General features: G+C 72.2%; 18 protein-coding genes and 1 riboswitch. Of the genes, 3 read left to right on the top strand and 15 right to left on the bottom strand.

The window, feature by feature from the left end; genetic code table 11:
- Window positions 1-8 precede the first annotated feature (8 nt).
- Window positions 9-1100, top strand: coding sequence for an amidohydrolase family protein (locus ACIBK0_RS09865; RefSeq protein ID WP_399077533.1), 1092 nt, complete (start codon window positions 9-11; stop codon window positions 1098-1100).
- Between the two features lie 77 nt (window positions 1101-1177).
- Here the strand turns inward: ACIBK0_RS09865 and ACIBK0_RS09860 are convergent, their stop codons facing one another.
- Entirely contained in the window at window positions 1178-2446 is a 1269-nt protein-coding gene (locus ACIBK0_RS09860; protein ID WP_399077531.1) for a serine hydrolase domain-containing protein, read from the bottom strand.
- Window positions 2447-2825: 379 nt separating this feature from the next.
- Between ACIBK0_RS09860 and ACIBK0_RS09855 the strand changes: the two genes are divergently transcribed.
- Window positions 2826-3734: an SCO1860 family LAETG-anchored protein gene (locus ACIBK0_RS09855; RefSeq protein WP_399077529.1), complete on the top strand. Its 909-nt coding sequence runs from the start codon at window positions 2826-2828 to the stop codon at window positions 3732-3734.
- 159 nt (window positions 3735-3893) lie between these two features.
- Here the strand turns inward: ACIBK0_RS09855 and cobC are convergent, their stop codons facing one another.
- The 6 genes from cobC to cobM are packed head-to-tail and all read right to left on the bottom strand — an operon-like array spanning window position 3894 to window position 10412.
- Window positions 3894-5003 carry an Rv2231c family pyridoxal phosphate-dependent protein CobC gene (gene cobC, locus ACIBK0_RS09850; protein ID WP_399078015.1) on the bottom strand — a complete coding sequence of 370 codons (1110 nt, stop codon included), beginning with the start codon at window positions 5001-5003 and terminating at the stop codon, window positions 3894-3896.
- Window positions 4993-5928, bottom strand: a complete 936-nt coding sequence (locus ACIBK0_RS09845; protein WP_399077527.1) for a sirohydrochlorin chelatase — start codon at window positions 5926-5928, stop codon at window positions 4993-4995. Before ACIBK0_RS09845 ends, cobC begins: the two co-directional genes overlap by 11 nt.
- Window positions 5925-6545, bottom strand: a complete 621-nt coding sequence (locus ACIBK0_RS09840; RefSeq protein ID WP_399078013.1) for a precorrin-8X methylmutase — start codon at window positions 6543-6545, stop codon at window positions 5925-5927. The genes ACIBK0_RS09845 and ACIBK0_RS09840 overlap by 4 nt, the downstream gene beginning before the upstream one ends.
- A gap of 5 nt (window positions 6546-6550) precedes the next feature.
- Entirely contained in the window at window positions 6551-8341 is a 1791-nt protein-coding gene (cobJ, locus tag ACIBK0_RS09835; RefSeq protein ID WP_399077525.1) for a precorrin-3B C(17)-methyltransferase, read from the bottom strand.
- Window positions 8338-9591 carry a precorrin-6y C5,15-methyltransferase (decarboxylating) subunit CbiE gene (gene cbiE / locus ACIBK0_RS09830; RefSeq protein WP_399077523.1) on the bottom strand — a complete coding sequence of 418 codons (1254 nt, stop codon included), beginning with the start codon at window positions 9589-9591 and terminating at the stop codon, window positions 8338-8340. Before cbiE ends, cobJ begins: the two co-directional genes overlap by 4 nt.
- Window positions 9588-10412, bottom strand: a complete 825-nt coding sequence (gene cobM / locus ACIBK0_RS09825; RefSeq protein WP_399077521.1) for a precorrin-4 C(11)-methyltransferase — start codon at window positions 10410-10412, stop codon at window positions 9588-9590. Before cobM ends, cbiE begins: the two co-directional genes overlap by 4 nt.
- A 107-nt stretch (window positions 10413-10519) precedes the next feature.
- Between cobM and ACIBK0_RS09820 the strand changes: the two genes are divergently transcribed.
- Window positions 10520-11248, top strand: a complete 729-nt coding sequence (locus ACIBK0_RS09820; protein WP_399077519.1) for a ZIP family metal transporter — start codon at window positions 10520-10522, stop codon at window positions 11246-11248.
- Between the two features lie 8 nt (window positions 11249-11256).
- Here ACIBK0_RS09820 and cobI read toward each other — a convergent pair whose 3' ends face one another.
- The 8 genes from cobI to ACIBK0_RS09780 form a co-directional block, all read right to left on the bottom strand.
- Window positions 11257-11988 carry a precorrin-2 C(20)-methyltransferase gene (gene cobI / locus ACIBK0_RS09815; RefSeq protein ID WP_399077518.1) on the bottom strand — a complete coding sequence of 244 codons (732 nt, stop codon included), beginning with the start codon at window positions 11986-11988 and terminating at the stop codon, window positions 11257-11259.
- The gene (locus ACIBK0_RS09810; RefSeq protein ID WP_399077516.1) at window positions 11985-13352 is read right to left on the bottom strand and encodes a cobyrinate a,c-diamide synthase; all 1368 of its coding nucleotides are present in this window, start codon (window positions 13350-13352) and stop codon (window positions 11985-11987) included. Before ACIBK0_RS09810 ends, cobI begins: the two co-directional genes overlap by 4 nt.
- A complete protein-coding gene (gene cobO, locus ACIBK0_RS09805; protein WP_399077515.1) occupies window positions 13352-13951 on the bottom strand; it encodes a cob(I)yrinic acid a,c-diamide adenosyltransferase in 600 nt (199 codons plus the stop codon). Before cobO ends, ACIBK0_RS09810 begins: the two co-directional genes overlap by 1 nt.
- A complete protein-coding gene (locus tag ACIBK0_RS09800; protein ID WP_399077514.1) occupies window positions 13951-15969 on the bottom strand; it encodes a putative cobaltochelatase in 2019 nt (672 codons plus the stop codon). The genes cobO and ACIBK0_RS09800 overlap by 1 nt, the downstream gene beginning before the upstream one ends.
- Window positions 15966-19619 carry a cobaltochelatase subunit CobN gene (cobN, locus tag ACIBK0_RS09795; protein ID WP_399077511.1) on the bottom strand — a complete coding sequence of 1218 codons (3654 nt, stop codon included), beginning with the start codon at window positions 19617-19619 and terminating at the stop codon, window positions 15966-15968. Before cobN ends, ACIBK0_RS09800 begins: the two co-directional genes overlap by 4 nt.
- Window positions 19616-21151, bottom strand: a complete 1536-nt coding sequence (locus ACIBK0_RS09790; RefSeq protein ID WP_399077509.1) for a cobyric acid synthase — start codon at window positions 21149-21151, stop codon at window positions 19616-19618. Before ACIBK0_RS09790 ends, cobN begins: the two co-directional genes overlap by 4 nt.
- Window positions 21148-22203, bottom strand: a complete 1056-nt coding sequence (locus ACIBK0_RS09785) for a cobalamin biosynthesis protein (protein ID WP_399077507.1) — start codon at window positions 22201-22203, stop codon at window positions 21148-21150. The genes ACIBK0_RS09790 and ACIBK0_RS09785 overlap by 4 nt, the downstream gene beginning before the upstream one ends.
- Before the next feature lie 117 nt (window positions 22204-22320).
- Window positions 22321-22464: riboswitch (cobalamin riboswitch) on the bottom strand.
- A gap of 313 nt (window positions 22465-22777) precedes the next feature.
- Window positions 22778-22933 carry a hypothetical protein gene (locus ACIBK0_RS09780; protein WP_399077505.1) on the bottom strand — a complete coding sequence of 52 codons (156 nt, stop codon included), beginning with the start codon at window positions 22931-22933 and terminating at the stop codon, window positions 22778-22780.
- Window positions 22934-23053 lie beyond the last annotated feature (120 nt).

The following is a 23053-nucleotide window of genomic DNA, read 5'->3' as shown; positions in this document are numbered from 1 at the left end:
GTGCCGTCATGAGCGATCGCGCGGTGCTGCACGTGAAGGGGCGGGTCCTCGTCGGGCCCGACGACGTCCGTGACGAACTCTGGGTCGTCGGCGGGAGGATCTCGTACGAGCGTCCCGCCGGCGCCCGTGACGTCCGTACCGTCGAGGGCTGGGCCCTGCCCGGACTCGTCGATGCGCACTGCCACGTCGGGCTGGACACCCACGGCCCCGTCCCCGAGGGCGTCTCCGAGAAGCAGGCGCTGACCGACCGCGACGCGGGCACCCTGCTGATCCGGGACGCGGGCTCGCCCTCCGACACCCGCTGGATCGACGACCGCGACGACCTCCCGAAGATCATCCGCGCGGGCCGGCACATCGCGCGCACACGCCGCTACATCCGCAACTACGCGTGGGAGGTCGAGCCGGAGGACCTGGTCGCGTATGTCGCCCAGGAGGCCCGGCGAGGCGACGGCTGGGTCAAGCTGGTGGGCGACTGGCTCGACCGCGGCACGGGCGACCTGGGCGCCTGCTGGCCGCGCGGGGCGGTGGAAGCGGCGATCGCCGAAGCGCACCGCCTGGGCGCGCGGGTGACCGCGCACTGTTTCGCGGAGGATTCGCTCCGGGACCTGGTCGAAGCGGGCATCGACTGCATCGAGCACGCGACGGGCCTGACGGAGGACACCATCCCGCTGTTCGCCGAGCGCGGGGTCGCGATCGTCCCCACGCTGGTGAACATCGCGATCTTCCCGCAGCTCGCGGCCGGCGGCGAGGCGAAGTTCCCACGCTGGTCGGCACACATGCGACGACTGCACGAGCGACGCTATGACACCGTGCGCGCCGCGTACGACGCCGGAATCCCCGTCTACGTCGGCACGGACGCCGGCGGCTCACTCGCCCACGGACTGGCCGGCGCCGAGGTCGCCGAGCTCGTCACCGCCGGCATCCCGCCCGTCGAGGCGCTGTCCGCCACGACGTGGGGCGCGCGGCAGTGGCTCGGGCGGCCCGGCCTCGACGAGGGGGCGCCCGCGGACCTCGTGGTGTACGAGGCGGATCCGCGGGCGGACGTACGGGTGCTGGTGGCTCCGCGCCGGGTGGTGCTGAACGGGCGGGTGCTCGGTTAGGGGCGCCGTGCGTCGAGGTGGCGGGGACCCGGCCCGTGGCAGGGCCTGTCACCTCCGGGCCCTGACCGGCACGGCGGTCAATGCGCCGCCGGCTGTGCGGGCAGGTTGAACACGTGCTGCGGGCTGATGATCTCTGTGATGGCCTGGCCGACGACGGTGCTGGGCTCCGCGCCCTGATAGTTGATGTCGGTGTTCAGCACCACCACGAGGGTCGCCTTCGCCGACGGGAGATAGATCGTCAGGGACTCGTATCCCGGCAGTGAGCCGTTGTGTCCGATCCAGCCCTGGACGTTGAAGATGCCGAGGCCGTACCCGGCGCCCGGAATCGGGGTCGGGGGCGTGGTGAGCCGCTGCTTCTGTGTTGCGGGGCTGATCATGCGGGAGCCGTCGGGAAATACGCCCGTGGCCACCGTGGGCGCCCAGGTGCGCAGATCGTTCAGCGTGGAGATCATCGCGCCGGCCGCCCAGCCCCACGACGGATTCCAGTCGGCTGTGTTCGCGACCTTCCCGTCCGCTGTCTGGTTCGTGTACCCCTGCGCGTGCGGGTTCGGGAACGCCGCGTCGATCGGGAAGACGGTGTGATGCATTCCGGCCGGTGCGAGGACGTTCTTCTCGATGTAGTCCCCCAGCGGCAGGCCGCCTCGCTTCTCGACGACCAGGCCGAGCAGGATGAGGTTGGTGTTGGAGTAGTAGAACTTCTCGCCCGGCGGGAACAGCACGGGGTGCTTGAAGGCGTAGTCGAGCAGCTGCTGCGGTGTGAACGGCCGCTGCGGATCGGACGTCAGAGCCTTGAAGAAGTCAGGGTCCTCGGAGTAGTTGAAGAGTCCGCTGCGCATCCCGGCCAGCTGGCGCAGCGTGATCTTGTCGCCGTTGGGCACGCCGGAGACGTACTTGCCGATCGGATCGTCCAGGCCCACCTTGCCCTCGTCGACCAGCTTCAACAGAGCCGTCACGGTGAAGGTCTTGGTCTCGCTGCCGATCCGCATGTACAGATCCGGCGACATCCTCTGGCCGTTGCTCTTGTCGGCGACCCCGAACGACCGTACGTAGCTCCCCTTGTCGGGCGTCCAAATGCCCACGGTCACTCCGGGGATGTTCGCCTTCCGCATGACCTGCTGCACGGTCACATCGAGCTGGTGCGTCACATCAGGGGTGAGGACACGGACGCCGCCCGAGGGTGAGGCGGACGGTGAGGGTGGTTCGGTGGAGGCGACGGCGGCGTTCGTGACCGTGTGACCGAGCGCGGGGACCCCTAAGGCGGTACCGCCCGCGAGCGGAACCATGAGGGTCCCCATCGCCGTGGCGGTCACGGCACCCCTGCGCAAGCGTCCGGATGAGAGCGTCATGGCTGACTCCAAGCATGGATGCCCCGCCCCACCCTCGGGCCCCAAGCCCTGCAGACCAGCATAGGAGCGCCCCTCCCCCGCCGCCTGTCGAGCAGGCGGGGGGCCCGGGGACTACAGAATGCCATGGGCTGGTTGACGGAGTGTGACGAATGGCCGGGACGGCTCGTTGAACATCCTCGTCCGTGCGCCGGAGCGTCAACCGGCGTCATCGCGCAGGAATGGTCGAGTGGGTGACGGCAGGGAACACCCGTGCCGCGGGATTCGAATTGATTCACGGAAATCCCACGTTGGAGTGAAGTCACGTCAGGTTGCTGACGGTTTACTCTCAGTGCGTAATTCTTTCCGGGTCCCAAGCTTTTCTCCTATGGGGGTCCCACCCTTGAACAGCAACAACTTCCGCATGCCCGCACGCCGTTTCGCCGCCGCCGCGGCGGCCGGTGTCCTCGCCGCCGGTCCCGCGGCGCTGGCCGGCGCGGGCTCCGCTCACGCGACCGCTGACCACGGTCGCGCGAGTGCCGTCGTGCTCCGTACCGGGCTCGACGTGTCCCTGCTCAACAAGACCGTGAACGTTCCGCTCTCGGTCTCCCTCAACGAGGTGCAGGCGCCGCAGAGCGCCCAGAAGACCGCACTCACCGCGCGGTTGGACGGTGTCGATGGCGGGCGTGCGTTCAGCGTGCTGCGCGCGGACGTCGCCACCGCGAAGGCCACGGTGTCCGCCGGGAAGGCGGAGGGCTCCACGCATCTCGCGCACGCGGTGGTCCATGTCCCCGGGCTGCGACTGCTGTCGCTCATCGAGGTCGAGCAGGTGACCTCGAAGGCGACGTGCGAGGCCGGGAAGAAGCCCGAGGCCACCGCGAACCTTCTCGGCGGGGTCACCGTCCTCGGCAAGAAGGTGACGCTGTCGGTGGGCGGGCCGACGGAGGTGAAGGTGCCCGGGGTCGGTGAGGTCCGCCTCGACCTGTCCAAGACCGAGACCACGTCCCGTACGGCGGCCGCATCCGCGCTCGAACTCAAGGTGTCCGTCAATCCGTTGAAGCTGAACGTGGCCGAGGTCGAGGGAACCGTGACCCTTGCCGGAGCGACCTGTTCGTCCCCGGCGGCGCCGAGTGTCCCGCAGGCCGAGCCCGCCGATCCGGCGTCCGACGTGAAGCCCCAGGGGGCTCCCGCCAAGGCGGGCCTCGCCGAGACCGGGGGCAGTTCCGTGACGCCGTACATCGCGGGCGGCGCGGTCGCGTTGCTGGTGGTGGGCGGGGGAGCGGTGGCCTTGACGCGCCGCCGCCGGGGCTGACGCGGGGGTGTTCGCCCCCTCGCCCCTGCCCGTCCCGTCCCTGGGGGCTGCGCCCCCAGGCCCCCGCCAAAAGATTGCGCAGTTCCCCGCGCCCCTTTTCAGGGGCGCGGGGAACTGCGCGCACGAGGTCCGGGGCGGAGGGGGTGAGAAACCCCAGCCTCAGACCCCGCCCACCGTCACCGCCCGGTCCAAGGCCTGCAGAAACCGGTTGACCGTCCTCCGGTCCCGGACCGCCAGCCGCAACCACTCCTCGTCGAGCCCGGGGAAGGTGTCCCCGCGTCGCACGGCGAAGCCAAGACCGCGAAGACGCCGCCGCACGGCGGCCGCGTGCGGGAGGCGGATCAGTACGAACGGCCCCTCCGCGGGCTCCGCGACCCGCAGCCCGTCCGCGCCGAACTCCTGAAGGCCGGCGACAAGATGGGCCCGATCCGCCGCGATACGGTGCGCCGCGTGCGCGGCCTCCGCCAGCGCCTGGGAGGACATACAGGCCTCGGCCGCAGCGAGGGCGGGCGTGGAGACGGGCCAGAGCGGCTGGGCACGCTCCAGCGACGCGATCGTCTCGGGGGAGGCGAGGACGTAGCCGATGCGCAGTCCCGCCAGCCCCCATGTCTTCGTGAGGCTGCGCAGAACCACGAGCCCGGGCACGTCCGTCCGCCCGGCAAGGGCCTCCCGCTCACCCGGCACCGCGTCCATGAACGCCTCGTCGACCACCAACACCCGTCCGGGCCGGGCGAGTTCGGCGATCGGCGCGGCCGGATGCAGCACCGACGTCGGATTGGTCGGATTGCCGATCACGACCAGGTCGGCGTCCTCGTGAACGGCAGCGGGGTCCAGGCGAAAGCCGTCCTCCGGGCGGAGCAGGACACGGTCGACCGTATGGCCCGCGTCCCGCAGCGCGGCCTCCGGCTCCGTGAACTGCGGGTGCACGACCACCGGCCGGCGGACTTTGAGGGCACGCGCGAGCAGCACGAATGCCTCCGCCGCGCCCGCCGTGAGCAGCACCCGCTCCACCGGCAGCCCGTGCCGCGCCGCCACCGCGGCCCGTGCGACCCGTCCGTCCGGGTAGGCCGCGAGCCCGCTCAGCGACGCGGCGATCCGCTCGCGCAGCCACGGCGGAGGCGTGTCCGCGCGGACATTCACGGCGAGATCGATGAGTGCCGAACCGTCGTCGCGCACCTCGGCGTCACCGTGGTGACGAAGATCGTGCGCACCGCCCGCGTGCACGTTCCCCTCGTGCGCCCCGCCCTCGGCCGGCCCCTCAGTGCGCATGGGAGTGCGACTGCGCGTGATCACCGTGGTGGTGCCCGTGATGGTGGTCACCGTCGTCGTCCGGGTGGAAGTGCGGCTGCTGGGGGAGCCCCACCTTGTCCTCGAATCCGGGCAGGGCGATGCGGTACACGCACGAGTCGCAGTTCATCCGCAGATCGCCCTGGACAGCCTCACGGTAGCGCTCCATGACGAGGTCGAGCAGCTCCGGCTCGGGGCCGATCACATCGGCGGACCGCACCTCGGCCTCGGGGTGCGCGGCGGCCCAGCCCTCGGTCTGCTGCCGCACCCGGTCGGGAAGGATGCCCGTGAAAAGGAAGTAGGGGAGAACGACGATCCGGCGCGCGCCCAGCTTCACGCAGCGGTCGAGCCCGGACGGCACGTCCGGCGCCGCCAGCGACACGAACGCCGTCTCGACGCCCGCGTACCCCCGGCCCTCCCACAGCAGCCGCGCCGCCTTGTGCACCTCGGCGTTGGCGTCCGGGTCGGTGGAGCCGCGTCCGACGAGCAGCACCGTCACATCGGCCCGGTCCTCGGGCGTGCGGGCCGTACCTCCGAGGGCCTCGTCGAGCCGCCGCTCCAGGACGGCGAGCAGCGACGGGTGCGGGCCCAGCGGACGTCCGTACGTGTACGAGATCCCGGGGTGCCGCTCCTTCTCGCGGGCCAGCGCCGCCGGGATGTCTCCCTTGGCGTGACCGGCGGACACCAGCATCAGCGGTACGGCGGCGAAACGCCGTACGCCCTGCTCGACCAGTTCGGTCACGGCGTCACCCAGCGGCGGCGGGGACAGCTCGATGAACCCGCCCGCGACGGGCAGTTCGGGGTGACGACGCCCCACCTCCCGTACGAAGTCGCGGAAGGCCTCGGCTCCGGCCTCGTCCCGGGTGCCGTGTCCGGCGATGAGCAGGGCGGGGGGCGGGGTGGTCACGATTTCTCCTCAGTAGGCTCGGAGGCCTTGGTCACGGGGTGGTACAGCAGGGCGTTGAGCGCGGCGGCGGCGACCGCCGAACCGCCTTTCTCGGACACGTTGCTGACCGCGGGCAACCCGCTTTCGCGGAGCGCGGCCTTGGACTCTGCGGCGCCGACGAAACCGACGGGCAGACCGATGACGAGCGCCGGATCGGCATCCAGCGTCAGCAACTCCTCCAGGGCGGTCGGCGCGCAGCCGATGACCCACAGCGCGCCGGGCCCGACATCCTCGTACGCGAGCCGGATCGCATGGGCCGAACGGGTCAGGCCGGGCCCCGACTTGGCGTCCTTGAGCCGGCAGACGGTGGCACGGCGGGTGATGCCCGCCGCGACCATCTCGACGTCCACCACGACGGGCGCCCCGGCGTGCAGCGCCGTGTGCGCCTTCTCAAGGGCGACCTCGTCGGTGACCAGGTCCGTCGCGTACTCCAGGTCGGCGGCGGAGTGGATGACCCGCTCCACCACCGCGCGCGTCAGCGGCGCGAAGTGCGAGGTGTCCAGGCGGGCGCGCAGCCGCCGGAAGGACTCCTGCTCGATGGGGTGCACGACCCGGGTCTCGGGGAACACCTGGCTCACTCGGCTCACTTGGGCTCCTCCTGCCAGCGGTAGCCGCGCGGTGTCACCATGCGCCCGGCGATCTCCCGGGTCGCCGTATTGCCCACGGTCACCACGGTCATCATGTCCACGATCGCCGGATCCAGGGACCCCAGCGTCGTCACCCGGCTCGACTCGTCGGCCCGGGAGGCATTGCGGACGACACCCACCGGCGTCGTCCGCTCCCGGTGCTCGGCGAGGATCGCGAGGGCCTTCGGCAGCTGCCAGTCCCGGCCCCGGCTGCGGGGGTTGTAGAAGGTGACCACGATGTCCGCCTCGGCCGCCGCACGCACACGCCGCTCGATGACCTCCCACGGCGTGTGGAGATCGGAGAGGCTGATCGACACATGGTCGTGGCCGAGCGGCGCGCCCAGGATCGCCCCGGCCGCGAGCGCCGCGGTCACCCCGGGCACCCCGACCACGTCGATGTCGTCGGACGCCTCGGCCAGCGCGGGCGACGCCATCGCGTACACGCCCGCGTCGCCGCTGCCGATCAACGCGACGGCCTGCCCGCGCCTGGCCTCCGCCACCGCCGTACGCGCACGCTCCTCCTCGGCGCCGAGACCCGACTCCAGGACCCGGGTCCCGGGCCGCAGCAGATCGCGGATCTGGTCGACATACTGGTCGAGCCCGACGAGCACACCGGCGCGGCGGAGTTCGTCCTTGGCACGGGGCGTGAGCAGATCGCGCGCACCCGGTCCGAGCCCGACCACGGCGAGCCGTCCGCGCGCGGGCCGACGCACGACGGCGCAGGTCGCCATCGCCGGCTGCCCGTCCGCGCGCTCCGACTTCCGCTTGGGGACCAGGAGTTCACCACCGCGTACGAGTGCGGCGGCCTCCGCCACGGAAGGGGTCCCGACGGCGGCGAGCGGCGCGTCCGAGGGGTTCGGCACGGCCACCTTCGCCAACTCCTCGGCGGTGTACGTCACCACGGGCACCCCGAGGTGCTCGGCGGCCGCGACGATGCCGGGCTCGTCGGCCTTGGCGTCGACACTGGCGATCTCGGCAACGGACTTCGCCGAAAGGCCGGCCTCCCGGAGGGCGTCCTCGACGAGCCCGAGTACCTCATCGACGGGCGCGCCCTTGGAGGCACCCACACCGACGACGAGCGAGGGCGGCCGAAGCACGACCTCCCGCTCGACGGGCTCGACGGCACGGTCGGTGACGCGGATGACGGGTGTACCCGGCTGCGGGCCATCGTTCCGCTGGGCGATGGGGGTCCCCCCTGCTCGAGCGGAGCCGAGAGCTCGGGGGAGGGTGGGCGCGGCCCCCGGCGCCGGGCGGGTGACATTCGACGGCAACGCGGGCAGAGGCCACTGCAGCTCCCCCTCCAGCGCGACGGGCTCCCCGTCCAGCATGGCCCGGGAGACCCCGGCGACATCCCCCTCCACCGGGAACCCGAGCGTATCCAGCCCCGGCACCCCGACGGAGTCGGTCGCCGTGGTCACCACGGGCTGGGCCCCGAGCAACTCACCCACTTCGCGGGCGAGTTCGTTCGCACCGCCCCCGTGCCCCCCGACGAGGGACACGGCAAAGCGGCCCGCCTCGTCGACACACACGACGCCGGGGTCGGTCGCCTTGTCGGAAAGGAGCGGCGCCACGAGCCGCACGGTCGCCCCGGTGGCGAGGAAGCACACCACCTGCTCGCACTGCGCGAACGCGGCCCGCACGGCGTCCCCCACGGACCCGTCGTACACCCGCGTACGGGTGGGCCAGGCGGTGGCGAGCCGGTCACGGGCCGCCGCCCCCGCCGCCGTGGCGGAAATCAGGCCGATCACTGGGGGACTCCTTCGGTACGAGCCGGAGGCCGGACGCCCCACAGCAGAAAAACGGGATTGGTGGCGGCGAGCCGGGTGACGCCACCCGGCAGCGGTGCCAGCCGCGACGACTGCAGCAGCACGCCGTCGCAGTCGAACCCGGCGCCGGTGAGCGCGTCCCGGGCCGCCGACACCCGGTCCAGCGCTGCCATGGCGACCACGACGGCACGCCGGGCCCGTCGCGCGCAGACCGTGACGATGGCGGGCAGTTCACGTCCGCCGCCGCCGATGAAGACCGCGTCGGGGTCGTCCAGATCGGACAGCACCGTGGGAGCGGCCCCGTGCACCACCTGTACGTCCACGCCGTGCGCCGCGGCGTTGGCGCGGATGCGGTCGCAGCCGTCCCGCGTCTTCTCGATCGCGGTGACGGCGGCACCGAACCGCGCGCACTCGACGGCGACTGACCCGGAGCCCGCGCCGACGTCCCAGATCAGCTCGCCGAGGCGCGGCCCTAGCCGGGCCAGCGCGAGCGCCCGCACCTCGAACTTGCTGATCATCGAGTCACGGTGTGCGAACTCGCTCTCGTCCAGGGCCCATTGAGCGGGCCCGGACGGCGGCCCGGCGACGGTCCGCACGGGGGCGAGGGCACGTGACTCGTCCAGGCACAGGACGACGCTCACGGCCGTACCCCAGTCACGGGCCGCGGCCTCGGCGGGCGTGACCCGCTCCACCCGCTCGTGCTCGGGGTCGCCCAGGGCACTCGCCACGACGAGGATGCGTTCGGCGCTGCGGTACGCGAGGGCGGCGCCCAGCTCGGCGGGTCCGGAGCCGGGTCCGGTCAGCACGGCCACCTTGGGCCGGGCTCGGCAGACCTGGACGGCCGTGCGCAGATCACGCCCGTGCGCGCTGACGACCACCGCATCGTCCCAGGGCAGCCCGAGCCGCGCGAAGGCGGTCGCGACGGACGAGACGCCGGGGCTGACGTGCAGCCGTTCCGCCCCGAACCGCTCGGCCAGCGCCCGCACGACCCCGAAGAACCCGGGGTCGCCGGAGGCGAGTACGACGACCCGGCCTTCCTGCTTCTCCCCATACCGTTCGATGGCGTCAAGGGCGGGTGCGAGCGGCCCGAGGACGATCTGTTCGGCCTCCTGAGGCGGCCGCGCGGCCGCCAGATGCCGCCGGGCACCCACGACCAGCCCGGCCTCGGCGAGGGCGGACGTGGCCTCCGGGGGCAGCGGCGCCCCCGTCCCCGTACCGAAGACACTGATCACGACGGATTGCCCTTCCGCGCCGCGCGCAGCTCCGCACGCGCCTGCGGGTCGGCCTTGCGGAACCCGTGGAAGTGACCGGGGTGGTAGAGGTGCGAGCGGGTGCCGCTCGCGTCGAGTGCCGGGCCGACCAGGAAGAGGGTGTGCTTCCAGAGCTTGTGCTCCTTGACGGTCTCCTCCAGCGTCTCGATCGTGCACTTCACGATCAGCTCCTCCGGCCAGGTCGCCTGATAGGCGACCACGACCGGCGTGGAGGTGGGGTAGCCGCCCTCCAGCAGCTCCCGAACCAGCTGGCCGCTGCGGGCGGCCGACAGGAACAGCGCCATGGTCGTCCCGTGCCGGGCGAACTCGCGGACCTCCTCACCGGGCGGCATCGGCGTCTTGCCGCCGCCGAGCCGGGTGAGGATCACGGACTGGGCGACCTCGGGAATCGTCAGTTCGCGCTGTGCGAGCGCGGCCACGGCGGAGAAGGAGGAGACGCCCGGGATGATCTCGGTCTCGATGCCGATCTCCGCACACCGGTCGACCTGCTCCTGCGTACCGCCCCACAGGGCCGGGTCGCCGGAGTGGATCCGAGCCACCCGCAGGCCCTCCGCGCGGGCCCGCCGGTACACGGCGACCACGTCCTCCAGCGACATGGCCGCCGAATCGAGGATCTCTGCGCCCTCGCACGCGTGGTCGAGGACCTCGGCCTGCACCAGGCTGGCCGCCCAGATCACGACGTCGGCCTCGGCGATGGCGCGCGCGGCGCGGAACGTCAGCAGGTCGGCGGCGCCGGGCCCTGCCCCGACGAAGGTCACCTTGCCGGTGGGGGCATCGGCCATGGAAATCGGTCCTCTCCTACGAAAAACTCGGGTGTTGCGAAAAGTCAGTGCCCGCGCGGCCGTCGTCGGACGTGCGCGAACGGGGGTCGATCGGATAGCAAGGGCGTATGGCGGTGCTCGTCGCGCTCGGCGCGTTCCTGATGACGCTGGCCGGCGGCTGGACGGCACAGCGCGTGACCGACCGCCGCCACCTGGTGCTGGGCCTGGCCGGCGGCCTGATGCTCGGTGTGGTCGGCATGGACCTGCTGCCGGAGGCGCTGCGCGCGGCGGGCGAGGAGGTCTTCGGTGTACCCGCCGCGCTGCTGCTGTTCGTGGCCGGGTTCCTGCTGGCTCATCTGGTGGAACGCCTGCTGGCCCACCGTCAGGCCGCGCACGGCGGCGAGGAGAACGGCGGACGCGCGCCCGAGGTGGGCCTGACGGCGGCCGCCGCGATGGTCGGCCACAGCGCGATGGACGGTGTCGCGATCGGCGCCGCCTTCCAGGTCGGCGGCGGCATGGGGCTGGCGGTCGCTCTCGCGGTGATCGCCCACGACTTCGCGGACGGCTTCAACACGTACACGATCACGAGCCTGTACGGGAACGCCCGTCGCAAGGCGATCACGATGCTGGTCGCGGACGCGGCGGCCCCGGTGGTCGGCGCGGCCTCCACACTCTTCGTCACCATCCCCGAGAAGCTGCTCGGTTGCTATCTCGGCCTCTTCGGCGGCGTACTGCTCTACCTCGCCGCCGCCGAGATCCTCCCCGAGGCGCACCACGAGCACCCGGCCCGTTCGACCCTGCTGTGCACGGTCGCGGGCGTGGGCTTCATCTGGCTGGTGGTGGGCATCGCGGCCTGATCCGCACCTCACAGCTTTCCGCCGCGTCCGCCATCGCGCCGAGCGGGCGCGATGAGCGTGGACAGGTACGGCAGGGGCCCACCGTCCAGTTCGCCCGCCGGCCTGATCGACTGGTCCTCGAGCCCGAGCGCCGAGCCCCACACGGCGTCGTCGATCCGCCCGGTCTCGCGCAGTGCTTCCGCGACCTCGCGCGCCTGCCGCCCGAACTTGTACGCGACGACCGTGCCGGGCCCGTTCAGGGCGTCCTTGAGCACTGCGGCCCCGGCGGTCACCGGCACCAGGGTGAGCGGCTCGGTTCCCTCCGTGAGCACGGCGCCCGACCGCGCGGCGAGGTCCTGCATGGCGGTGATACCGGGCACGGTCTCGATCTCCGTGCCCGGTACGAGCTCCCCGATGGTCTGCGCGAGATAGGTGAAGGTCGAGTACACGTTGGGGTCGCCGATGGTGGCGAAGGCGACGGAGGCGTGCCTCTTGAGCAACTCCGCGACGCGCGCACCGGCGGCATCCCAGGCGGCCTCGCGCCGCCCCCGGTCGCTCCGCTCGTTGAGCGCGAAGACGACTCGTACGACCTTCTCCTCGGGCACGTAGTGCAGGACGGTCGCCTCGGCGCGCCCCCGCTCCCCAGTGTCCATGACAGGCACCACGACGACCTCGGCGGTCCGCAGAGCGTTGACGCCCTTGACGGTCACCAGCTCCGGATCGCCGGGGCCGACCCCCACCCCGATCAGCTTGCTGCTCATGACGTCAGGCACCTCTCCACGAACCGACGGGCGATACCGGGCTCGGACGCCCAGTGCGTGTGCAGATAACTCGCGTGCACACCTTGTTGTACGAAACCTTCGACGCGCTTTTGAGGGGCGCGCACCCCCCAGGCGGGAGCCGCCCCGGCGCCGGGCTCGACGACGGTCCGGTGGAACTCGTGCCCGCGCATCCGGGTCCCGGCCCCGGCGAGCACACTGTCGGACACCGCGACCGCGTCCCGGTAGCCCAGCGTGAGCCGCTCGCTCATCCGGGCCGTGGCGTCGAGCACCCCGCACATGGGCTGCCCGTCGAGCTCACGGCACAGGTAGAGCAGCCCGGCACACTCGGCGGCAACGGGCGCGCCACTGAGCGCGAGCTCGGAAACGGCCTTGCGAAGCGGCTCGTTGGCGGACAGCTCGGGCGCGTACACCTCGGGAAACCCGCCCCCGATCACCAACCCATCCGTCCCCTCGGGCAGTTGCTCGTCCCGCAGGGGGTCGAACGTGACGACTTCGGCCCCGGCGGCGGCGAGCAGCTCGGCATGCTCGGCGTAGGAGAAGGAGAAAGCGGCCCCACCGGCAAGGGCGATGGTCTTGCCGGGAACGGGCAGGGGCGGAGGGGACGAGGAAAGCACGGCCTCAGTCGCATCCCAAGCCGCACCCGACAACGCGGGCGCACTGCGGGCCAGCGCGAAGAGCGCGTCGAGATCGCACCCCTCCCGCACCTGCGCGGCCATGGCGGCCACCGCCTCGACGGCCTGCGCACGCCGCTCGGCCACGGGCACCAGCCCAAGATGCCGAGCAGGCGTGTCCACCTGCTGAACCCGCCGAAGCACCCCAAGGACAGGCACCCCGGACTCGTCCAACGCCTCCCGCAGCATCCCCTCATGCCGCTCGGACCCCACCTTGTTGAGGATCACCCCCGCGACCCGCACCTCGGGATCCCAGGAAGCGAACCCATGCACCAGCGCGGCGACGGACCGCGACTGCGACGACGCATCCACCACCAGCACGACAGGCGCCCGGAGCAACTTCGCGACATGAGCCGTGGAGGCCAGCTCCCCCTGCCCCGCGGCCCCGTCGAACAGCCCCATCACACCCTCGACGACGGCGAGATCGCACCCACGCGCACCATGCGCGAACAACGGCGCGATCAACTCCGGCCCGCACAGATACGCGTCGAGATTCCGCCCCACACGCCCGGTCGCGAGCGCGTGATACCCAGGATCGATGTAGTCGGGCCCCACCTTGTGCGGGGACACGGCAAGCCCCCGCGAGGCGAAGGCCGCCATCAGCCCTGTGGCAACGGTGGTCTTGCCGCTGCCCGAGGAGGGCGCGGCGATGACCAGCCGAGGGACGGACATCACCACTCGATACCCCTCTGGCCCTTCTGGCCGGCGTCCATCGGGTGCTTGACCTTGGACATGTCGGTCACCAGATCGGCGAACTCGACGAGCTTCTCGGGGGCATTGCGCCCCGTGATCACGACATGCTGGGTCCCCGGCCGATCCCGCAGCACGGCCACCACCTCATCGACATCCACCCACCCCCAGTGCATGGGGTACGCGAACTCGTCGAGGACGTACAGCCGATACGTCTCGGCGGCGAGGTCCCGCTTGACCTGCTCCCACCCCTCGCGGGCCTTCTCCTCGTTGTCCATCTGGGAGTCGCGCTGGACCCAGGACCAGCCCTCGCCCATCTTGTGCCAGTCGACGGACCCGCCCTCACCGGACGCGCCAAGCACACGCAGCGCGTTCTCCTCCCCGACCTTCCACTTCGCCGACTTGACGAACTGGAACACCCCGATGGGCCACCCCTGATTCCAGGCACGCAGCGCGAGCCCGAAGGCGGCGGTCGACTTGCCCTTCCCGATCCCCGTGTGCACGACGACAAGTGGCCGATTCCGGCGCTGCCGCGTCGTCAGACCGTCGTCCGGCACCACACTCGGCTGTCCCTGCGGCATTACGCGGCCCTCCTCGGAGTCCTCTGCGTCTCCTGCACATCACGCACGAGCCCGGCGATGGAATCGGCCCGCAACTCGTCCAACGTCACCGCGGTGCCGCCCAGTTCACCGGCGAGCCGACCCGCGAGCCCGAGCCGCACGGGCCCCGCCTCGCAGTCGACGACGACGGACGCGACCCCCTCCGCGGCGAACAACCGGGCCGCCCGCCCGGCCAGCGCGACCGGCTCCAGCCCACCCGTGGCCCGCCCGTCCGTCACCACGACAACCAGCGGCCGCCGGGCGGCGTCCCGCAGCCGCTCGACCCGCAGCACCTCGTGCGCGCGCAGCAGCCCGGCCGCGAGCGGCGTCCGCCCACCCGTGGGCAGCGACTCCAGCCGGGCCGCGGCGGCGTCCACCGAGGAGGTGGGCGGCAGGGCGACCTCGGCGGCGGACCCGCGAAACGTCACGAGCCCCACCTTGTCCCGCCGCTGATACGCGTCGAACAGCAGCGACAGCACCGCACCCTTCACGGCACTCATCCGCTGCCGCGCCGCCATCGACCCGGAGGCGTCGACGACGAAAAGCACGAGGTTCCCCTCACGCCCCTCTCGCGTCGCCTGGCGCAGATCGTCCCGCCGTACGACGAGACCGCGCCCCGACCGCCCGCGCGCCCGCTGATGCGGCGCCGCCGCCTGCACGGTCGCCGCCAGGTGCAGCTTGGTGAGCGCTCCTCGGGGCCGTCGCGACCCGGTCGTCCGCCCGTGCTCGGTCCGCGCCCGCGAACGCCGGCCGGCCGCGCCCTCGCCGAGACCGGGCACGCTCAGCACCTTCGTACGAAAGGGTTCGGCGGCGCGTACCGGGGACTGCGCGCCGACCGCCTGAGGCTGTCCGCTCTCGCCCGCTTCGGCCTGCGCGGGAGCGTCCCCCGGCGCCTGAGGTGCCGAACCGTCGTCGGGCCCGTCCTGAGGCGGCTGCCCGCCGCCACCGGGCCCGTCCGGGTCGGGATCGTCGTCGCCGTCCCCGTCCTGACCGCCGAACTCCTCCAGCGTCTCGTCGAGCTTGTCCTCGTCGAGTCCCGGCGCGTCGAAGGGGTTGCGGCGCCTGCGGTGCGGCAGCGCGAGCAGCGCCGCCTGTCGTACGTCCTCGGCGAGCACCTCGGTACGCCCCGCCCAGGCGGCCAGCGCGGTCGCGGTGCGCGCCATGACGATGTCGGCCCGCATGCCGTCCACCTCGAAGGCCGCGCAGGTCGCCGCGATCTGCCGCAGCGCCCCGTCCCCGAGCCGCACGGACGGCAACAGCTCGCGTGCCGCCACGATCCGCGCCCGCACGGCGGACTCCTCGTCGGCCCACCGCGCGGCGAAGACGTCGGGATCGTCGTCGTACGCCAGCCTGCGCCGCACGACCTCGACCCGCTGATCGGGCTCCCGCGAGGCCGCGACCTCGACCGTGAGCCCGAACCGGTCCAGCAACTGCGGCCGCAGCTCACCCTCTTCGGGGTTCATGGTCCCGACGAGCAGGAAGCGGGCGGCGTGCCGCACGGAGACGCCCTCGCGTTCGACGTACGAGGCGCCCATCGCGGCGGCGTCGAGCAGCAGGTCGACGAGGTGGTCGTGCAGCAGATTCACTTCGTCGACGTAGAGGATCCCGCGATGCGCGTCGGCGAGCAGCCCCGGCTCGAAGGCCTTCACGCCCTCCGCGAGCGCCCGCTCGATGTCGAGAGCGCCGACGAGCCGGTCCTCGGAGGCGCCGACCGGCAACTCCACCATGCGGGCGGGCCGTCGGGTGCCCGTCCCGGGCTCGTGCGGCCCGTCCGGGCAGGCCGGATCGGGCGACGCGGGCGCACACGAGAAACGGCACCCGGCGACGACGTCCACCTGCGGCATGAGGGCCGACAGGGCCCGGACGGCGGTGGACTTGGCGGTGCCCTTCTCGCCACGCACCAGCACACCGCCCACGGCCGGCGACACGGCGTTCAGCAGCAGTGCGAGCCGCAGGTCGTCCTGACCGACAACTGCCGTGAACGGAAACGGAGTACTCACTGGTCGTCGCCCTCCAAGTCGCCTTCGAGCTCCAGATAGGTGGCGCGCAGCCGCTCCAGGGTGTCGGCGTCCGGCTCGGCCCACAGCCCGCGGTCGGCGGCCTCCAGCAGGCGCTCGGTGATGCCGCGCAGCGCCCAGGGGTTGGACTTCTTCATGAAGTCCTGGTTCTCCGGATCGAAGACGTACTCCGCGCTGAGCTTCTCGTACATCCAGTCGTCCACGACCCCGGCCGTGGCGTCGTACCCGAAGAGGTAGTCGACGGTCGCGGCCATCTCGAAGGCGCCCTTGTAGCCGTGGCGCCGCATCGCCGCCATCCAGCGCGGGTTGACGACCCGCGCGCGAAAGACGCGATGCGTCTCCTCGCCGAGGGTCCGGGTCTTCACCTGGTCCGGTACGGCGCTGTCACCGACGTACGCCTCCGGGCTCGCGCCGGTCAGATGGCGCACCATGGCGACCATGCCGCCGTGGTACTGGAAGTAGTCGTCCGCGTCCACGAGGTCGTGCTCTCGGGTGTCGACGTTCTTCGCGGCGACGGCGATGCGCTTGAACGCCGTCTCCATGTCGCCGCGCGCCGCCCGCCCGTCGAGCCCGCGCCCGTACGCGTAGCCGCCCCACACCGCGTACACCTCGGCGAGGTCCGCGTCGGAGCGCCAGTTGCGCGCGTCGATCAGAGGAAGCAGGCCGGCCCCGTACGCGCCCGGCTTGGAGCCGAAGATACGGGCCGTCGCGCGCCGCCGGTCGCCGTGCTCGGCGGTGTCCTCGTCGGCGTGCCCCCGCACGTAGTTCCGGTCGGCGGGCTCGTCCAGCTCGGCGACCGCGCGCACCGCGTCGTCGATGAGCCCGACGACGTGCGGGAACGCGTCCCGGAAGAAGCCGGAGATCCGGACCGTGACGTCGATGCGCGGCCGGCCCAGCTCCTCCAGGGCCACGACCTCGAAGCCGGTCACCCGGCGCGACGCGTCGTCCCACACCGGGCGGCAGCCGAGCAGCGCGAGGATCTCCGCGATGTCGTCGCCCTGGGTACGCATCGCGGACGTGCCCCAGACCGTCAGACCGACGGACGTCGGGTACTCGCCGGTGTCCTGGAGGTAACGGGCCACGAGCGAGTCGGCGAGCGACTGCCCGACCTCCCAACTCAGCCTGGACGGGATCGCCTTGGGGTCGACGGAGTAGAAGTTGCGGCCGGTCGGCAGGACGTTCACGAGTCCACGGGTCGGCGAACCCGACGGGCCCGCCGGGACGTAACCGCCGTCGAGGGCCTTGAGGATGTGGTCGATCTCGTCCGTGGTACGGGCGAGCCGCGGCACGACCTCACGGCAGGCGAACTCCACCACCGCGACGGCGTCCGGGAGTTCGACGCCCAGGACGTCCCGGACGAGCGCCGCGCTCTCGGCGGTCACCCAGCCGCGTTCCTCCATGCCCTCGGCGATCCGGCGGCACAGCTGCTCCAGCAGATCGATCGCGTCGGCCGCCGTGCGGGAGGGACCCTCGACGAGATCCGTCAGCTCGACCGGCACCTTCACCGGTGTGCCGGGCTCGGCGAGCAGCTCCTTCTCGACCAGGCCGAAGTGTTCGGCGAGGCAGGCCCGCAGGCCGGGCAGCGCGTTGGCCGCGCCGCCCCACACCTGCGAGGCGCGCAGCACGGCCAGCACGAGATTCACCCGCGGCTCGGCCTCCGGCCCGCCACCGAGAATGTGCAGGCCGTCCCTGATCTGCACGTCCTTGATCTCGCACAGATAGCCGTCGATGTGCATGACGAACTCGTCGAAGTCGCCGTCGTCCGGCTGCTCGTCCACATGCAGGTCCTGGTGGAGCTCCGCCGCCTTGACCAGGGTCCAGATCTGGGCGCGGACCGCCGGGGCCTTGGTCGGGTCCAGGTCGGACACGAGGGCGTACTCGTCGAGGAGCTGCTCCAGCTTCGCCAGATCGCCGTACGTGTCCGCGCGCGCCATCGGCGGTACCAGGTGGTCGACGACGGTGGCGTGACCGCGGCGCTTGGCCTGGGTGCCCTCGCCCGGGTCGTTGACGATGAACGGGTAGACGAGGGGGAGTTCACCGAGGACGGCGTCGGGCGCGCAGCCGCTGCTGAGACCGAGCCCCTTGCCCGGGAGCCACTCCATCGTGCCGTGCTTGCCCATGTGCACGATGGCGTCGGCGCCGAACGAGTTCTCCAGCCACCGGTAGGCCGCCATGTAGTGGTGCGACGGCGGCATGTCCGGGTCGTGGTAGATCGCGATCGGGTTCTCGCCGAAGCCGCGCGGCGGCTGGATCATCACGACGACGTTCCCGAACTGGAGGCAGGCCAGCACGATGTCGTCGCCGTCGACGTAGAGGGAGCCCGGCGGCTCGCCCCACGCCTCCAGCATGCCGTCGCGCAGCTCGGGGTCGAGCTTGTCGAACCACGCCCGGTAGTCGGCGAGCGGCACGCGCGCGGGGGCCGCGGCGAGCTGTTCCTCGGTGAGCCACTCGACGTCGTGACCGCCGGCCGCGATGAGCCGGTGGATCAACTCGTCGCCGCCCGCGGGGTATTCGGTGAGGCTGTACCCGGCACCCCGCAGCGCGTCCAGGACCCGTACGGCCGAAGCGGGCGTGTCGAGCCCCACCGCGTTGCCGACCCGCGAGTGCTTGGTCGGGTAGGCGGTGAAGACGAGCGCGAGCTTCTTCTCGGCGTTCGGCTTGTGCTTCAACTGCGCGTGGCGCAGGGCGATTCCGGCGACGCGCGCGGCCCGCTCGGGGTCGGCGACGTACACCGGCACATCGTCGGGGCCCTGCTCCTTGAACGAGAACGGGACGGTGATGAGCCGCCCGTCGAACTCCGGGATCGCGACCTGCATCGCCGCGTCCATGGGGGAGAGGGCGGCGTCCGACTCGTCCCAGGCACTCTTCGACGAGGTCAGGCAGAGCCCTTGGAGGACAGGGATGTCGAGGTCGGCGAGCGCGCCGATGTCCCAGGCTTCCTCGTCGCCCCCAGCGGACGCCTGCGAGGCGTGCGTGCCGCCCGCCGCGAGCACGGTGGCGACCAGCACGTCCGCCGTGTCGAGGATCTCGAACAGGCCCGAGTCGGCGCCGCGCAGCGAACCGCAGTACACGGGAAGGGCATTGGCCCCGCGCGCCTCGATCGCGTCGCACAGCGTGTCGACGAAGGCGGTGTTGCCGGACAGCTCGTGCGCCCGGTAGAAGAGCACGCCGACGGTCGGGCGGCCGGCGACCAAGGCAGGCTCGCCGTGCACGCCGTATTCGGGCATCTTCTGCGGCTCGACGAACCCCTCGCCCGTGAGGAGCACCGTGTCGGAGAGGAATCGGGTCAGCTCGGTGAGGTTCTCCGGGCCGCCCTCCACGAGGTACCGCAGCGCCTCTGCGACCACACCGGCCGGCACCGACGACTCGGCCATCAACTCCGCGTCCGGGACGGCCTCTCCGCCGAGCAGCACGGTCGGGATGCCCGACGCCTTGAGCGTGCTCAGGCCGGCCTCCCAGGCGCGCTTGCCGCCGAGCAGCCGTACGACGGCGATGTCCGCGCCCTCGATGAGCCCCGGGAGCTCCTCCGTGACATCCACCCGGGTCGGATTGCCGATCCGGTACGGGGCGCCGCAGGCACGCGCCGCCAGCAGGTCCGTGTCGGCGGTCGACAACAACAACACTGTGCTCATGCGGGCGCTCCCGGTGGAATGAAAGGCAGTCCTGACGGCGCGCCCGACTCGATGAGCCGCCACAGCGCGTCCGTGTCCGCGTGTTCCTCGATCAGATCGCCGAGCCGGTCCAGCTGCTCCTCGCGCAGCGCCGCGAACGACGTGTCGGCGGCCGGCACGAAGCGGCGGCCCGCGGCGGCCGCCACCTCGCGCAGGAAGGCGCGCCGGAATCCGTCCGACTCCAGCGAGCCGTGCCAGTGCGTGCCCCAGACGGCGCCGACCCGGCACCCGTCCAGGCTGTGTCCCCTGTCATCGGAGATGAACGCATGCCCGCCCGTGACGTCGGCGACTCCGTGGTGGATCTCGTACCCCTCGACGCGCTCGCCGAGCGCCTCGCCGACGGGCCGGGTGAGGGTCTTCTCGCGCGCGAACCGCACGCGTACGGGAAGGAGCCCGAGGCCGTCCACCTGGCCTCGGCGGCTTTCGACCTCGTCGTCGATGTGCTCGCCGAGTATCTGGAAGCCACCGCAGATGCCCAGCACGGGCCGTCCCCCGGCGGCTCTGCGCGCGATCGCGTCCGCCAGTCCCCGCTCCCGCAGCCACTCCAGCGCCTTCACCGTCCCCCGGGTTCCCGGTAGGACGACAAGGTCCGCGTCGGCCAGCTCCTCGGCCCGGTCCACGAACCGCACGACGACACCCGGCTCGGCGGCCAGCGCGTCCACGTCCGTGAAGTTGGACATGAGCGGGATCGCGCAGACGGCGACCCGGAGGATGTCCTCGCCGACAGGAGAGGCGACCTCCGACTCCCGGACCGCCCCGCGCAGCGACACCCCCATCCCGTCCTCCTCGTCGATGCCGAGGCCGTGCTGGAAGGGCAGGACACCGTACGAGCGCCGCCCGGTGAGGCCGTGCAGCATCTCGAGCCCGGGCTCCAGCAGGGAGACGTCCCCGCGGAACTTGTTGACGAGGAACCCGGCGACGAGCTCCTGGTCCTCGCGCGACAGCAGCGCGACCGTCCCGAAGAACGAGGCGAACACGCCCCCGCGGTCGATGTCGCCGACGACGAGCACAGGGAGCCGGGCATTCCTGGCGATCCCCATGTTCACGATGTCGGTACGCCGCAGATTGATCTCGGCAGGACTGCCGGCTCCCTCACAGATCACCGCGTCATACGTGCCCCGCAACTCGGCGAGGCAGTCCAGCACGGTCCCGAGGAGCTGCTCCTGCCGCCCTCCGTGGTAGCCGCGCGCCGACAGCTCCCCCACGGGCTTGCCCATGAGGACGACCTGACTGCTCCGGTCGCTCCCCGGCTTGAGGAGTACGGGATTCATGAGCGCGGTGGGCTCCACGCGCGCGGCCTGCGCCTGCATGGCCTGCGCGCGCCCGATCTCGGCGCCCTCACGCGTCACGAACGAATTCAGCGACATGTTCTGCGCCTTGAAGGGCGCGACCTTGACGCCCCGTCGCACCAGCCACCGGCAGACCCCGGCGGTCACGACGCTCTTGCCGGCGTCGGAGGTGGTTCCGGCGATGAGCAGTCCATGACCCGTCATGATGTCGTCCTCCACCGCAGTGTGCCGTCGTTCCGCAGGGCGCTGGGGGTTCCCCCTGGTCGAGCGAGGCCGAGAGCCTGGGGGAGGGTGGGCACAGCCCGCAGCGCCGGGTGCCTCGTCACCCGACCCCACAGCAGAGCCCCCGCCGCACTCGCCCCCAGCGCCAGCCAGCTCACCCGTCGCGACAACCGCACGGCCCGTTCGATGTCGCGCACCGCAACAGCTCGGCCCGCCTCGTTGAGCACGGGCCGATGCTCGACCCGCCCCCCATAGGAGAGGGTCCCCCCGAGCCGTACCCCGAGCGCCCCCGCGAACGACGCCTCCACGGGCCCCGCGTTGGGACTCGGATGCTTGGGCGCGTCCGCGCGCCAGGCGCGCACGGCCCCGCGCCGGTCGCGTCCCGCGACGGCGGCGAGCACGGCGGTCAACCGTGCGCCCGGCCAGCCCGCGACATCGTCGAGCCGTGCGGAAGCCCACCCGTACCGTCGGTACTTGGGGGACTTGTGCCCGACCATGGCGTCGAGCGTGTTCACGGCACGAAAGGCGACGAGCCCCGGCACACCGCCGACAGCCCCCCACACCAAGGCGCCCACCACCGCGTCGGAGGTGTTCTCGGCGACGGACTCGACGACCGCTCGCGCGATGCCGTCGCTGTCCAGTGCCTGCGGATCACGCCCGCACAGATGGGGCAGCCGCTCCCGGGCCACCTCGACATCGCCGACCGCGAGCGCGTCGCCGATCGCGCGCGCCTCGCGCCCGAGGGAGGTCCCTCCGACGACGGCCCAAGTGGCGGCGGCGGTCAGTGCGATGGAGGCGGTACGGGATCGACGTACGGAATGACGGGCCAGGGCCGCGAGCCCGGTGGCACCGCCCGCGCACACCACGGTGTGCAGCGCGCCCCACCCGCGGTGGTCCCGCCACAGCACCCGCTCCACGGCTCCCGCGGCCTGCCCGAACGCGGCGACCGGATGCCCCCGGCGAGGGTCGCCGAGCAGCAGGTCACCGAGAAGGCCGGCGGCGGCGCCGTACGCGAAGACGCGATCGGCACGCACCGGTTCAGCCGACCGTCAGGTCGGGCACAACTGTCGTTCGCGTACTTCGCGTCGTTCGCACAGAACTTGGGCAGCCGCGCATGGCGATATGTCCTCACTCAGGGTGTCCACGCCCTGGTTCGACGAGACCGGCGGTGAGAGTTCCTGGCTCCCGGGGACTTACTTCCCCGGTGACAGTGGCGGGACCGCGCCGGACTCACACCGGCTTCCTCTCATGCCGCCGTACTTGGCTCGGGCAGTCCACCACGGGGTTAGAACAGCCGTCAACTTGCTGTTGACCTGGGGCGGAAGAGTGTGCTGAGGCCCACACGGGGCCGGATTGCGTCCGGCCGACCGAATCCGGCCTCTCTGGACTGAAAAGGAGAATTCGGAGAGCGGTGGAGGGCGGTGGAGCCCCATCCTCCGGGTGGGCCTGTGCCGCTGTGTGGGGCGACGCCAGGGTTTGCAGACGCGGCCGAATGCCTCCGGAGCACCGACTCTCAAGCGCAGGAGGTCTGCGTGGTCGACGGGGGCCGTCCGCACGCGTGTGGCGCACCAGCAGTTACCGCCGCATCGCCCCTCCTCGGGCAATGGCTCAACCGACGCTGAAGTCTCGCGCGGCCTTGTCGATGAGGTCGACCGCAGCCACACCGTCGAGCGTGCTGTCGGTGAGTTGTGCGAAGCACTCCTGGTAGCGGGCCAGGAGTTCGTGGTCGTCACGGACGGCGAGCTGCCCCGCCGCGTGCTCCACCCACAGCAGGTCGTATGTGAAAAACCGCGGGGCGGGGGGGGGGCCGGGGGGGGGGGGGGGGGCCCCCCCCCGCGCCGGGGGGGGGGGGGGGGGTTGGGGGGGGCCCCCCCGGAGCATCTG

Origin of the sequence: Streptomyces sp. NPDC050564 (assembly GCF_044457265.1) — a bacterium.
GTDB lineage: Bacteria > Actinomycetota > Actinomycetes > Streptomycetales > Streptomycetaceae > Streptomyces.
The sequence above is the reverse complement of the archived record's forward strand: the minus strand, read 5'-3'. Positions and strand labels throughout refer to the sequence as shown.

Coding starts and splice junctions, on each gene's coding strand:
- ACIBK0_RS09865 (WP_399077533.1), top strand. CDS start 9: ATGAGCGATCGCGCGGTGCTGCACGTGAAGGGGCGGGTCCTCGTCGGG.
- ACIBK0_RS09860 (WP_399077531.1), bottom strand. CDS start 2,446: ATGACGCTCTCATCCGGACGCTTGCGCAGGGGTGCCGTGACCGCCACG.
- cobC (WP_399078015.1), bottom strand. CDS start 5,003: ATGCGCACTGAGGGGCCGGCCGAGGGCGGGGCGCACGAGGGGAACGTG.
- cobM (WP_399077521.1), bottom strand. CDS start 10,412: ATGGCCGATGCCCCCACCGGCAAGGTGACCTTCGTCGGGGCAGGGCCC.
- ACIBK0_RS09820 (WP_399077519.1), top strand. CDS start 10,520: ATGGCGGTGCTCGTCGCGCTCGGCGCGTTCCTGATGACGCTGGCCGGC.
- cobI (WP_399077518.1), bottom strand. CDS start 11,988: ATGAGCAGCAAGCTGATCGGGGTGGGGGTCGGCCCCGGCGATCCGGAG.
- ACIBK0_RS09810 (WP_399077516.1), bottom strand. CDS start 13,352: ATGTCCGTCCCTCGGCTGGTCATCGCCGCGCCCTCCTCGGGCAGCGGC.
- cobO (WP_399077515.1), bottom strand. CDS start 13,951: ATGCCGCAGGGACAGCCGAGTGTGGTGCCGGACGACGGTCTGACGACG.
- cobN (WP_399077511.1), bottom strand. CDS start 19,619: ATGAGCACAGTGTTGTTGTTGTCGACCGCCGACACGGACCTGCTGGCG.
- ACIBK0_RS09790 (WP_399077509.1), bottom strand. CDS start 21,151: ATGACGGGTCATGGACTGCTCATCGCCGGAACCACCTCCGACGCCGGC.